Origin of the sequence: Chitinophaga alhagiae, assembly GCF_003568665.1 — a bacterium.
In the GTDB taxonomy this organism is placed as follows: Bacteria; Bacteroidota; Bacteroidia; order Chitinophagales; family Chitinophagaceae; genus Chitinophaga; species Chitinophaga alhagiae.
In genome coordinates this window covers 140,453-153,571 of sequence record NZ_QXMH01000005.1, presented here as the reverse complement: position 1 = coordinate 153,571, position 13,119 = coordinate 140,453, and the positions used below count along the sequence as shown (strand labels likewise).

Below are 13,119 nucleotides of genomic sequence, written 5' to 3'. Positions count from 1 at the left end.
GCCGCATAAACACTACGTTTTATGCGGCTTTAATTTTATTTGCTTTCGCTGCTGTGATCCCGCTGGGACTCGAACCCAGGGCCCATACATTAAAAGTGTATTGCTCTACCAACTGAGCTACGGAATCAATCACCCGTTCGTTTTGGGATTGCAAAGATAGGAATTATACATTTCATTCCAAATAAATTTAAAAAATATTGACATCCAGCACAAACACCACCCCAAAATCGTACACAAAAAACCGCCCTTACAGTAAAATTTGCTCAGAGAATTAAATAGCTTTACCCCCGGCATATAACTTTGCAGAAATCCAAAATCGCCTATGCAGCACCCTGAAGACGATGGCTTGATGAAACCCACCGCGCAGGTATTCCATGAATACTATTCCGCGCTGGTAGGCTATGCCTGCAAGTTTGTGGACCTCCACACCGCGGAAGACCTGGTGCAGGACGTGTTCATCCAGGCCCACGGCAAGCTGCCCATCAACCCCCGCGGCTACCTCTTCCGTAGCGTGCATAATAAATGTATGGACTATTTCAAACACCAGCAGGTACACCGCCGCTTTGTGCAGGATGCTCTGCTCACCCAGCAGGAGCTGGCGTACTTCCACCCGGAAACCGGCCATAAAAGCCTGCTGGAAGCGTCAGACGAGCGCAGCGTATGGGAAGCCATTGAGCAGTTGCCCCCCAAATGCCGGGAGATCATCAGGCTCCGGTACCTGGAAGGCCTCAAAACGGCCGAAATATCCGATGCCATGGGCATTTCTTCCCGCACCGTGGAAACGCAATTATATAAGGCTATCAAACAGCTCCGCAGCATGTTCGGGAAGATCAACCTGCTTTTTTTAAATTTTTTCTGATTTCACGTACGTAGTTTTAATTCCTTCATCGTCTATACTCTTGAAATGGCACTTTTACCCGACAATAGCGAAATAGATTACAACCTCCTGGTGAGCGTACTGAGCGGCACGGCCAGCCCTGAAGAAGTGGCTCTCGTGACCGCCTGGGCAAAACAGTCCACCGCCAACAGGGAGCTGTATTTCAGGGTAAAAGATCTCCTTGACCTGGAAAGGGCGGGGGAGCGCCAGCTGGATGTGGAAGCACGCTGGCAGGAAGTGGCCGCCCAGTTGCCCCGCCGCCGCGCCAATTGGCTGAAGTACGCGGCCATGGTGGCGGTATTGCTGCTGGCGGGCGGCACGGCCTTCTACTTCGGCACCCGCGGCCAGGAGCAGGAAGTACACATAGCGGTGGGCGGCAGCTCCACCGTGCAACTCAAAGTGCTGCCGGATGGTACAAAGGTGTGGCTGAAAGGTGGAAGCTCCCTGCGGTACAAGCCCTCCTTCGGGAAAACAGACCGGGAAATACACATCACCGGAACGGCTTACCTGGACGTGGAAAAAAGCGCCCTGCCGTTTGTGGCGCATACGGGGCAGATAGACGTAACGGTGCTGGGCACGGCGTTCACGCTGCATGAAAGCGCGGTGATCGTTACCCAGGGCAAGGTGAGAACACAGGCAGGGGAGCGGGCCATAACGGTGCGGCCCAATGAAAGGGCGCGGCTCATGCCGGGCGGCGTGCTGGAAAAAGACCAGGTGAACGCGCAGCTGTTCGGCGCCTGGAGAGACGGGGATTACAAATTTGACAATACCACATTAGCTGAAATAAAAGACGTGCTGACAAGCAATTACGGGTACCAAGTAGAGATACACCGGCCCGAGGCTTTTGAAGGCGCCACAATTAGCGGGCGTATTGCCATGGAAAACGAACAAACAGTGAAGGAAGTGCTGGCGGCCATGCTGCAGGCACATATTGAAAAAACCGGGAATAAATTCATCATTCAACCAAAGTAAGAACACAGCACCAGAATCCGAGTAATTCCATTTTACATTTTCATCTGACCTAACCAAAATTTACGTTATGAAATTTGGACGTCTACGGCTATGCCTGAGCGTAGCCACTGCCTTGCTATGCCTGCAGGCAATCTCCACCGTTGTGCTCGCCCAGCGGCCTTTTGCGAGCGCAAGCCCCCTGGCGCAGCAGAGAAGCAGTGGAGAAACACGCACCATTCCCCTCAAAGACGCACTGGAAACAATTTTCCAGAAGTACAAGCTCCGCGTGGCGCACAACGAAAAGTTCACAAAAGATGTGCGCGTACCGGAACAGCTGACCAAAGAGCCGGCTGCCCGCATCATTCCTGCTATGCAGCAGGCATTGAAGCCCTACCACCTGATGCTCAACCGCATTGCTGACTCCCAGTTCATTATTACCCCGGCAGAAGAAACCCCGGCTACAAACGTACCGGCAAAACAGGCGGCCAAAATACGGGTGTCCGGCACGGTGAAAGACGAGCTGGGTGGTATTATCATCGGCGTAACGGTACGCGTGGCGGGCACTACCCAGGGCACGGTAACCAACCAGGAGGGGTACTACTCCATGGAGGTGGAGCCTACAGATACCCTGGAGTTCTCTTTTGTAGGCTACGAAACGCAGAAGCTCAGCGTGCGCAACCGCATGGACCTGCACGTGGTGCTGGAAGCTAAGGAAGGCGGCCTCAATGAAGTGGTGGTGGTGGGCTTTGGCGCGCAGAAAAAGGTGAGCCTGGTAGGCGCCCAGTCTACCGTACGCCCGCAGGAGCTGAAGCTGCCCGCCCGCAGCCTCATGAATGCGCTGGGCGGCAGGCTGGCGGGTATTGTGTCTGTTCAGCGGAGCGGGGAGCCGGGGTACGATGGGGCGGATATTTACATCCGCGGCATTTCCACTTTCAGTTCCAGCCCGCAGGGGCCGCTGGTGATCGTAGATGGCGTGCCGGACCGTTCCATTACAGATATAGACCCGGAAGATATCGAGACCTTCACCATCCTGAAAGATGCCTCTGCCACGGCGGTGTACGGTACCCGCGGCGCCAACGGCGTTATCATCGTGAACACCAAAACAGGCCGCGCGGGCAAACCGCAGATCAATGCGGAGGTGAGCCAGGCCATGACGCGCTTTACCCAGCTGCCTGACTATGTAGACGCGCCCACCTTCATGCGCCTCTATAATGAAGGGCTGGAAGCGCGCGGCAGAACGCCTATTTATGCGGAAGACCAGGTACAGAAACACATCACGGGAGAAGATCCTGACCTGTACCCCAATGTAGACTGGTTCAAACAGATATTCAACGAATGGGGGCTGAACCGCAAGGCAGGCCTCAATGTACGCGGCGGCTCCGAGTTTGCCACCTATTACATCAGCGCCAACTATTATTCTGAAACGGGCATGATGAAGCGTGACAAGCAGCAGTCTTACAACAACAACATCAAGCTGGACCGTTTTACCTTTGCCACCAACGTAGATGCCAGCATGACCAAAACCACCAAGCTGGAGCTGGGCGTGAACGGCTATATCATCAACAGCAACTACCCGGGCATTGGCACGGGAGACCTCTTTAACCTGGCCTCCAAGGTGCCGCCCCACATCATACCGCCGCAGTACTCCAACGGCATGTGGCCCAAGATCCCCAGCGGCGGTTTCTACAGCCCCTACCGCGATCTTACGCAGCGCGGCTATGCCACGGAGTACCGCAACAACATCCGCACCAACCTGCGGGTACGCCAGAACCTGGACTTTCTGCTGAAAGGCCTCTCGCTCACCTCCATGTTCGCGTTCGACTCCTATAACTGGAATAACCTCAACCGTAAACGCAACGTGCAAACCTACATTGCGGAAGGCCGGGACGCGGACGGTGAGCTGATCATGCGGCTGGTGGAGGCGGGCTCGGACGTGCTGGGCTACGAAGGTTCCCGCGGCGGCAACCGCCGGTTCTATACGGAAACGGCGCTGAACTACGCCAACAGCTTTGGCAAGCATGATGTGTCCGGCCTGCTGCTCTTCAACCAGTCTGACTACATCAACGGCGATGCGGGAGACCTGGTGGAGTCTATTCCCTTCCGCATACGCGGGCTGAGCGGCAGGGTCACTTACGGGTACGATAACCGGTATTTCACCGAGCTGAACTTCGGTTACAACGGCTCCGAGAACTTCACGCCTAAAAAACGTTACGGTTTTTTCCCGTCTTTCGGCGTGGGCTGGGTAGTGTCTAACGAAAGGTTCTTTGAGCCCATGAAAGAGGCCATCCCGCACCTGAAATTCAGGTACACCTACGGCATCTCCGGCAACAGCAACACCAATTCCCGCTTCCTGTTCATGACGCGCATCAACAGCGGCACGGGCGGCTACCAGTTTGGCGTACCGGGCAGCACGCAAAACTACGGCTCAGGGTATGAAGAAGGGCAGGTAGGTTCTGATGTAAGCTGGGAAACGGCGGAACGGCAAAACCTCGGCTTCGAGATCAAGCTGTTCAAAAACCGCCTTTCTCTCATTGCGGACCTGTTCAAAGAGTACCGCACGGGCATTCTGCTGCGCCAAACAGACATTCCGTACGCCTCCGGCTTCACCACCGGCAACATTCCATACGGCAACGTGGGCATTACCCGCAACAAGGGCATAGACCTTACGCTGGAATATAACCATGCCTTTAATGAAGATTATTATGTAGGCTTCCGCGGCAACTTCACGTTCAACAAGAACGAGAACGTGGCAGACGGCTTGCCGCCGTGGCAATACCCCTGGCTGAACCGCACGGGCCACCCCATCAGCCAGCGTTTTGGCTACGTGGCCACGGGCCTCTTCCTGGACTCCGCGGAGATTACCCGCTCTCCCCGCCAGGCGGGTGATGTACGGCCGGGTGATATCAAATACAAAGACCTGAACGAAGACGGCATCATCAACAGTTTTGACCAGCAGGCCATTGGCTACGGCGCCATACCGAGGATCATTTACGGCCTCAACCTGAGCGCGGGCATCGGGCGGTTTGACCTGTTCATGTTCTGGCAGGGCGCGGCCATGGTAGACTTTATGTATTCCAGCGGCCACAGCACCAATCCTTTTTACGAAGGCCCCACCATCGGCAACCTGTACACCAACGCCACAGACCGGTGGACCCCGGAAAACCCCAACCCGAACGCCTTTTATCCAAGATTGTCTACCCGCTCTGACGTGACCACCAACTACTACACCAGCACCTGGTGGATGAAACGGGCGGATTACATCCGCCTGAAAGAGATACAGGCCGGTTACAACTTCGGCATGAGAAGCCTGCGCCGCTACGGGGTGAAGAACATGCGCTTCTACGTGCAGGCCACCAACCTGCTCACCTTTTCTCCCTGGAAGATATGGGACCCCGAGCTGGGAGACGGGCGCGGCACGGTGTACCCGCAGCTATCTGTGTTTAATGCAGGCTTACGTGTAAACTTCCAATAAAACTGACACATCATGATGAACGCTCTATATAAAAAGATCATACCCCTGGCGCTGCTCGTATCGCTGCTGGCGCCATCTTGCCGGAAAGGCTTCCTGGATACGGTGCCGGACAACATTACCACGTTGAAAGACATCTTTACCAACAAGGCCATGACGGAACAATGGCTGGCACGGTGCTACTCTATCATGCCCAGTATGTGGGACCAGCCCTATAACAACGTCTGGAGTGGCCAGTCTGACGAGGTGGATTACGCCTGGGTGCAGCCTGGCATCAACTCCGGCGCCATTACGCCAGATAATGCCAGCCCCAACAACTGGAACCCTTATTACCAGACTATCCGCCAGTGCGCCATTTTCATCCGGGATGCGGGGCAGAACAAGGAGATCCAGGAGCAGCCCAACGGGCAGCAGCTCCTGAAACAGTACATTGCGGAAGCCCGCTTCCTGCGCGCGTACTATTACTGGCTGATGATGAAGCAGTACGGCCCGGTGGTGCTGATGGGAGAGGAACCGAAAGCGCCTGACGCGGACTTCCAGATACCGCGCAGCTCCTGGGACGAGTGTGTGGATTACGTGCTGTCTGAAATGGACAAGGCCTTCCCGGACGTGCCGGTGGTGCATGTGAACGCCGGCAGCGGGGAGATAGACAAAACGCAGATAGGGCGCATCACCCAGCCGGTGATTGCCGCGGTAAGGTCTCAGGTGCTGCTTTTCCATGCCAGTCCCTTGTTCAACGGCAACACAGAGCTGGCCAATTTCAAGAACCTGGACGGCAAGCAGCTCTTTAACCAGACTTACGACAAGGAACGGTGGAAACGCGCCGCGGACGCCGCGCTGGCCGTGATCAACCTGAACCGGTACGAACTGTTCAGGGAAACCAATGCAGACCCCTTCCAGGCGGCCTTTCTCTCTTACCGCAACCTCTTCTTTGACGGCTATACGAAAGAAGCCATCTGGATACGCTCCGCCAGCGCGGACGGTCATTGGGAACGCCATGTAAGCCCCCGCGCCTCCAACGGCAACGCCTGGAACGGTGTGGCCGTTACGCAGGAAATGGTAGACGCCTTCCGCATGGCAGATGGCAAAGCCATTACAGACCCCGCCGGCGGCTATTCCGAAACAGGTTTCACCAACACCGCCACCAACTTTTATGTAGCCGGTACCTACAACATGTACGTGGGCCGCGAGCCGCGTTTTTATGTGAACGTTACTTTCAACGGGGCTACCATACCGGTGGTACCGGACGCCCAATACTCCCGCGTGGAGTTTTTCTTTACCGGCAACAGCGGCAAGAACGGCGCCCCGAGAGACTGGCCCAGCACGGGTTACACGGCGCGCAAGAACGTTCACCCCACCACAGATTTCCGGAACAACAAATATGTAGCGCGCCCCACCATGATGATACGCCTGGCGGAGATCTACCTCAACTACGCGGAAGCGTTGAACGAGTATGAACCCGGCCATGCGGACGTGCTGAAATATCTTAACGAAGTGAGGGACCGCGCAGGCCTGCCTTCGCTCACCGGCGGCAGCCAGGAGGAACTGCGGAAGGAGATACGCCTGGAAAGGCAGCTGGAACTGATGTTTGAAGGGCACCGCTACTGGGACGTTAGGCGCTGGAAAATACCCGGCCTGCCGGAGTCCCACCAGGGCGGCCAGTTTCACGGTATGAACATAGAGAAAGGTACTTCCTTGTCTGATCCTGAATTTCACAAACGCACCGTAGTGTTTACACGCGCGGCATGGCACCCCAGGTTCTACTTCTATCCGGTACCCCAAAGCGAGATAGACAGGAACAAGGTGCTGGTACAGTTTCCCGGTTACTAGCTGCTTTGTTGCTGAAGTAGATGAACGGGCGTATCCCCCTTGCGGGTGCGCCCGTTTTTTTAACGGCCTTTTCTTTTTACGTTGAATGCCACTATTTCGCTGATGAGCTGGGCGCGGCCTTCTTCAGGCCGGCTGAGGAAAACATGGTGCGTAGCCTCGGGCAGCACCACAAATTTTTTCTTGGGGGCGTTTACAAGGTGTTCTTCCAGCGCTTTCATATCTTCCGGGCGGCTCCAGGTGTCCCGCTCGGCGCGAATGCAGAGAATGGGCACGCGGATGTCCCTGGCGTGCCAGAGGCCTTTGCCCTGGGCGGTGTAGAAGGCTTCCACGCGGTAACCGCCGGGTACTTCCAGCAGGCTGTCTGGATAAAAACCTACCGCGGTTTCCGCGTAAGCCTTGGCAATGGTGGGGTCGTAAAAGCTGTCTTTTTTCCAGGAGGCCAGCAAAGACGCTTTGGTGGCCCTGCGCATGGAAGAAATGGTGGTGTAGTCGAACTGCGTGGTGTCCATCCAGCTGCGGTACATATTGGTGTACATCCAGGGGGCGTTTACGCCGTAGAGGGAGTTGAGCAGAATGAGGGAGGAGATCTTGTCAGGGTACATGCAGGCGTAATAGCCGATCCATTGCGCGCCGGTAGACCAGCCGAAGAGGCATACCTGCTTTTTGCCGCTGCGCTCTATGATGTAATCCACAACGGCGTCTATGTCATGAGACACTTCCCTGGAGCTGCCGGCAATGATCCAGCGGCGGGTGGTGTCATAATCCGGCCGGGTGCTTTTTTCCCAGCCGCGGGCATCCATGATGTATACGTCCATGCCTTCCTGCGCCAGGTCTTGCGCCAGGGAGCCGCCGGGCACGGGCAGGTCAAAAGAGGCCAGTCCGCCAGGGCCGCCGCCGTGTACCAGTAAAATGGGCGGCTTGCGGCTCCGCTTGCGCGCTTTCACCTCCCGTACAAAGATGCGCACACCAGGGTCGCTGGCTATCATGGCATCTTGCCGGGTTACGCTCTTCTGCGCGGCAGCGGGTCGGGAAAAAAACAATATGGGAAGCAGTAAAAAGGTTTTCCACATAAGTGATTTGACTGGTGGCCCCAAAAATAATGCAAAATGTGCAACCAGCCATGGAAACAACCATAAGAACAGGCGAAAAAAATACAATGAATAGCTAAAAAGCAGGCAATGCCATCGCCCTTAAACCGTAATTTGTGCAAACGGTTGCATAAAGCGCCGGGCATGTAAAATTCCATGAAATAAAAGCGCTTTCCGCGAAAGCCGCACAAAAACTGACAAATGAAAAAGATCTCCGCATTGCTGGCTTGCCTGCTGCTGGTACAGTGCCTCCAGGCGCAAAATTCCGCTAACGATCAAAGAATGAAATGGTGGCGCGAGGCGCGCTTCGGTATGTTCATACACTGGGGCGTGTACGCCGTGCCCGCCGGCATGTACAAAGGGTACCCCATGGCCAGGGGCGGCGGGGAATGGATCATGAACCGCAGCAAGATACCCGTGGCGGAATACCAGGGCTACGCCAGGCAATTCAACCCCGTAAAATACAACGCGGAGCAATGGGTGCTGATGGCCAAAAATGCGGGCATGAAATATATTGTGATCACCGCCAAGCACCACGACGGTTTTGCGCTCTTCAACTCCAAAGCCAGCCAATGGGACATTGCAGACGCCACACCTTATGGCAAAGACCTGTTGAAACCGCTGGCGGAAGCCTGTAAGAAACACGGCATCAAGCTGGGTTTTTATTACTCCCAGGCGCAAGACTGGAACAACCCCGGCGGCTCCGCGGCCCGCAAAGACATGCGGGAAGGCTGGCCCAACCCTGATTCCGCAAAGGTAGACGCCTACACCAAAGCTCACCACGGCCATTGGGACCCCGCGCAGGAAACGCAGACCTTTGACCAGTATATCAACAACGTGGCCGTACCGCAGGTAAAAGAGCTGCTTACCAATTACGGCGAAGTAGCGGTACTCTGGTGGGATACGCCTACCAATATGACAGATGATGCGGCTAAAAAACTGCAGGCGCAGCTGGCCCTGCAGCCCAATATCATCACGAACGACCGGTTGAAACGCCCCAACTTTCCCGGGGACTACAAAACGCCGGAGCAGAAGATACCCAACCTCAGCGAGCTGGATGGCCGGGACTGGGAAACCTGCATGACCATGAACGGCACCTGGGGTTTCAAAAGCTACGATCATAAATGGAAATCTGTGGAAACCATGGTGCGCAACCTGGTAGATATTGCCTCCAAAGGCGGCAATTACCTGCTGAACGTAGGGCCTACGGCGGAAGGGGAATTTCCGGCAGAAAGCATCAAAAGCCTGCAAGGCATAGGGGAGTGGATGAAGGTAAACGGCGAAGCTGTTTACAGCACAAAGAAAAGCCCGCTGGAGCCGCAACCCTGGGGCCGCATTACCTGCAAAAACAATACGCTGTACCTGTCCGTGTTTGAATGGCCGGCCAATGGCAAGCTGGAAGTAGCCGGGTTGAAGAACAAGGTAAAACGCGCCACGCTGCTGGGCAGCAAACAGGGGGTGAAGGCAAACGCGGCGGGCAATAATACGAGCTTCAGCCTGCCGGCGGCCGCGCCCAACGCTATTGCATCCGTTATTAAAGTGGAACTGGAAGGGAGCCTGTAGCCCCTTCCTGCCTAGTTAACCGCTGCGGCAGGGTCTTGCTGGAACATTTTGGAAAGAATGGCATACAGCTCCGGGTGATGCTCCTGCATGCGCCCGGGGTTTTCAAAAAAATACTCAGACACCACGGCCAGGAACTCGCTTTCGTTCATAGCGGCATAGGGGTTGATATCTGACTGGCCGGTCTCTATCCTTTTGATCTCTTCATGCATTACCTGCAGCCAGGGCATGCTATAGCGGTGCTGCAGCAGGCTTTGGGGCATACCGTCTACCGTGCCGTCCGTTTTGTCTACCAGGTGAACAAATTCATGGATGGCGGTATTGCTCTTGTCTGTATATTCGGAAAAGCCGTGGCGGAGGGCGTTTTTGCTCAGCAGCATCTGCCCGTTGAGCGGGCCGCTGCCCACCATGCCCAGTATGGAACGGCGGTCTCCCTCAAACTGGTACTTTTCATCGAAAGTATCAGGGTAGAGGATCACGTTGGTGAGGTTGCGGTACTTCCAGCCGGGGAACGCAAAAATGGGGATCACCGCGCTGGCGGCTATCAGCACCCTGTCCAGCTCCTCCACGGAGGTGCCCACGCCTTCTACTGTTACATGCCCCATAAACTCCGTTACTTCGGCCGCGAATCTTTTTTTCTCCGCACTATCCAGCTGGCGGTAATATTTTACGTGCTGCTCCAGCAGCGCTGTTACGCCGGGGTCGGCCTTCACGCGCGGTTTACGCCAGAACCACCAAAACAGGAAAAGAACGATTGCTATTGGTATCAATACTGCTGTCATCAGCTCAAATATCGTATTCCGCCGGCAACCCGGCAACATTTTTGCCGGATATTGGTTATATTCAGCAACACTAACTATAGATTCATGCAGCGTTGGGTCCGTATTTCTCTCATTTCAGCGGGTGGCCTTCTGGCACTGGTTATTGTTTTATGGCTCATTCTGGCGCTGGTAGTGCGCAGCCGCAAACAAGCCATTCTTTCCCAGATCACCGAACAGCTTAGCAGCCGCATAGATGGAGACCTGGTGATACGTGACATGGAGCCTTCACTGCTGCGGGGTTTCCCCAATATTTCCGTTACGCTCAAAGACGTGTCTCTCAAAGACAGCCTGTATAGCCGCCACGGCCACACGCTGCTGGACGTAAAGGAGCTGTTCGTGAAAGTGAACACTTTTGCCCTGCTGCGCAGGGAGGTAGACATCCGGCAGATCATCCTGGAAAACGGTACCATCTACTTCTATACAGACAGCACCGGCTATTCCAACACCTACCTGTTCGGCGGCAAAAAGAAAAAGCAGCCCGCCAAAACCAAGGAGCCTACCATACAAGACATCCGCCTGCGCAACATTGTGTTCACCTTCGAGAACCACCAGAAGTTCAAGCTCTACCAGCTGGACATCAAAAATCTCCGCGCGGAAATGGATTACAAGGCAGACGGGTGGGTTTGCCATGTGAGAAAAGAGATACTCATCCGCAGCCTGGCCTTTAATACCACCAAAGGCAGCTATGCCAAAGACAAAACGCTGACGGCAGATATTGACCTGAACTGGACCGCCGCCAATAAAACGCTCACCATCCCGGAGCAGGCGTTCCGGTTTGACGGGCAGCCGGTGAAGATAGGCGCGCAGTTCAATTTCAGCGTCAAACCCGCGCATTTTAACCTGCGTGTTGCCGCCGAAAATATCGGCTTCCGCATGGCCGCTTCCATGGTAACGCCCAATATTTCTTCCAAGCTGGACAGTCTTGATTTCGGGCAACCCCTCAACGTATATGCGGACGTGCGCGGCCACATGCAGTTCAGGGATACGCCCTATGTGAACGTGACCTGGAACACGGCCAACAATACCATGACGGGCAAGAACATCACGCTGGAGCGGGTGGGCTTCAAAGGCGCTTTCCTGAACGAAGTGGAGCCCAACAAGGGGCACAACAATGCCAACTCACGCCTGAGCATATACGATTTTACGGCGGAGTATGACAGCATACCCGTTACCGCGGATACCATCCGCGTGCTGAACCTGCAAAAGCCGCTGCTCACGGGGCGCTTCCGGTCACAGTTCCCGCTGCAGCGCCTCACACACCCTATAGGAGCGCATCTTTTCAACTTCACCAAAGGGGAGGGGCTGGTAGATATTGAATACGCCGGCGGCTGGGACCCGAAAGACACAGTGGCCGGCTACCTGCGCGGCACCATACAGGTGAAGAACGGCGCCTTTGTGTACGTTCCCCGCAACCAGGCGGTGCAGGAATGTGAGGCCACGCTCAACTTTGAGGGGCAAGACCTTTACTTCCGCGGGGTGCGCCTGCGCAGCGGCAGCAGCACCATGGAGCTGGAAGGCAGCGTGAAGAACATGCTGAACTTCTACTTTGCCGCGCCGGAAAAGATACAGATGCAATGGACGCTCAACAGCCCGCTGGTAAACCTGAACGAGTTCCAGTCTTTCTTCATCAAACGGCACCGCAAGGCGGCAGCCGCCCCCGCCCGCAAAAACAACCGCCACCGCCACGCCCGCGTCATGAAACAGCTGGATGTGGTGCTGGAAGAATGCAGCGTGAACATGCGGCTGAACATCGGCAAAGTGCGCTACCGCCAGTTCCAGGCGGCGGATGTACGGGCGGGGCTTGAACTGTCCAAGGAACAGCTGCGCGTGTTTGAAGTGGCCCTGCAAACCGCCGGCGGCTCCATGGTGGTGAACGGCAACATTAACCACGGCACCAACGGGAACGACAAGTTCAGCCTGGACGCGCGCATCAGGCAGGTGCAGGTAGACCAGCTCTTCCGCCAGTTCGAGAACTTCGGGCAAAACGGCATTGAGGCCAAGAACCTGAAAGGCGTGTTTTCCGCCACCGCCAACATCAGGGGCGGCATGCAGGAAGATGCCACGGTAAAGCCCCATTCCATGTTCGGCACGGTGACCTTTGACCTCAACAAGGGTGCCCTGGTACATTACGAGCCGCTGGAAAACCTGGGCAAGTTCATTTTCCGGAAACGGGACATGTCTAACGTCACCTTTGAACGCATCAGCAACCAGCTGGACATACGCGGCAACCGGATCATCATACACCCCATGCTGATTGCCTCCAGCGTGCTCAACATACAGGTGGAGGGCGTGTACGGCATGCCAAAAGGCACAGACATTAAACTGCAGGTGCCCCTGCGCAACCCCAAAAAGGACGAGCTGATCTCCGACGCGGAAGAACTGCGCAAACGCCGCAAAAGCGGTATTGTGCTCAACCTGCGCGCCGTAGACGGGGAAGACGGGAAGGTGAAACTGAAACTGGGCAAAGGGAAAGATGATACCGCAAATGAGTAAATAAATCCCCACTTGATATTGGATATCCCT

General features: G+C 55.5%; 8 protein-coding genes and 1 tRNA gene. 6 read left to right on the top strand and 3 right to left on the bottom strand.

The features are described 5' to 3' along the window. Positions 1–54 precede the first annotated feature (54 nt). A tRNA-Lys gene (locus D3A97_RS22700) sits at positions 55–127 on the bottom strand. Between the two features lie 195 nt (positions 128–322). Between D3A97_RS22700 and D3A97_RS22695 the strand changes: the two genes are divergently transcribed. The 4 genes from D3A97_RS22695 (at position 323) to D3A97_RS22680 (ending at position 7,127) form a co-directional block, all read left to right on the top strand. Further along, the gene (locus tag D3A97_RS22695) at positions 323–859 is read left to right on the top strand and encodes an RNA polymerase sigma-70 factor (protein ID WP_119080855.1); all 537 of its coding nucleotides are present in this window, start codon (positions 323–325) and stop codon (positions 857–859) included. Between the two features lie 45 nt (positions 860–904). Further along, the gene (locus D3A97_RS22690; RefSeq protein WP_119080854.1) at positions 905–1,849 is read left to right on the top strand and encodes a FecR family protein; all 945 of its coding nucleotides are present in this window, start codon (positions 905–907) and stop codon (positions 1,847–1,849) included. A 67-nt stretch (positions 1,850–1,916) separates the two neighbouring features. Beyond that, on the top strand, positions 1,917–5,300 hold the full coding sequence (locus D3A97_RS22685; protein ID WP_119080853.1) for a SusC/RagA family TonB-linked outer membrane protein: 3,384 nt from the start codon (positions 1,917–1,919) through the stop codon (positions 5,298–5,300). A gap of 12 nt (positions 5,301–5,312) precedes the next feature. Next, positions 5,313–7,127: a RagB/SusD family nutrient uptake outer membrane protein gene (locus D3A97_RS22680; protein WP_119080852.1), complete on the top strand. Its 1,815-nt coding sequence runs from the start codon at positions 5,313–5,315 to the stop codon at positions 7,125–7,127. Positions 7,128–7,186: 59 nt separating this feature from the next. On the opposite strand, the gene D3A97_RS22675 is transcribed toward D3A97_RS22680, so the two are convergent. Continuing rightward, positions 7,187–8,167 (bottom strand): alpha/beta hydrolase, encoded by a 981-nt coding sequence (locus D3A97_RS22675; RefSeq protein WP_157986702.1) that lies wholly within the window; start codon positions 8,165–8,167, stop codon positions 7,187–7,189. 249 nt (positions 8,168–8,416) lie between these two features. Here D3A97_RS22675 and D3A97_RS22670 point away from each other — a divergent pair, with 249 nt between their 5' ends. Further along, the gene (locus D3A97_RS22670; protein WP_119080850.1) at positions 8,417–9,778 is read left to right on the top strand and encodes an alpha-L-fucosidase; all 1,362 of its coding nucleotides are present in this window, start codon (positions 8,417–8,419) and stop codon (positions 9,776–9,778) included. Between the two features lie 11 nt (positions 9,779–9,789). On the opposite strand, the gene D3A97_RS22665 is transcribed toward D3A97_RS22670, so the two are convergent. Further along, positions 9,790–10,557 (bottom strand): M90 family metallopeptidase, encoded by a 768-nt coding sequence (locus D3A97_RS22665; protein ID WP_119080849.1) that lies wholly within the window; start codon positions 10,555–10,557, stop codon positions 9,790–9,792. 84 nt (positions 10,558–10,641) lie between these two features. Between D3A97_RS22665 and D3A97_RS22660 the strand changes: the two genes are divergently transcribed. After that, on the top strand, positions 10,642–13,089 hold the full coding sequence (locus tag D3A97_RS22660) for an AsmA family protein (protein WP_119080848.1): 2,448 nt from the start codon (positions 10,642–10,644) through the stop codon (positions 13,087–13,089). The last annotated feature ends 30 nt before the right edge of the window (positions 13,090–13,119 follow it).

Excerpts from the sequence above, each read along its gene's own strand:
- D3A97_RS22680 (WP_119080852.1), top strand. The coding sequence starts at position 5,313 with ATGATGAACGCTCTATATAAAAAGATCATACCCCTGGCGCTGCTCGTA.
- D3A97_RS22665 (WP_119080849.1), bottom strand. The coding sequence starts at position 10,557 with ATGACAGCAGTATTGATACCAATAGCAATCGTTCTTTTCCTGTTTTGG.
- D3A97_RS22670 (WP_119080850.1), top strand. The coding sequence starts at position 8,417 with ATGAAAAAGATCTCCGCATTGCTGGCTTGCCTGCTGCTGGTACAGTGC.
- D3A97_RS22660 (WP_119080848.1), top strand. The coding sequence starts at position 10,642 with ATGCAGCGTTGGGTCCGTATTTCTCTCATTTCAGCGGGTGGCCTTCTG.
- D3A97_RS22685 (WP_119080853.1), top strand. The coding sequence starts at position 1,917 with ATGAAATTTGGACGTCTACGGCTATGCCTGAGCGTAGCCACTGCCTTG.
- D3A97_RS22695 (WP_119080855.1), top strand. The coding sequence starts at position 323 with ATGCAGCACCCTGAAGACGATGGCTTGATGAAACCCACCGCGCAGGTA.
- D3A97_RS22690 (WP_119080854.1), top strand. The coding sequence starts at position 905 with ATGGCACTTTTACCCGACAATAGCGAAATAGATTACAACCTCCTGGTG.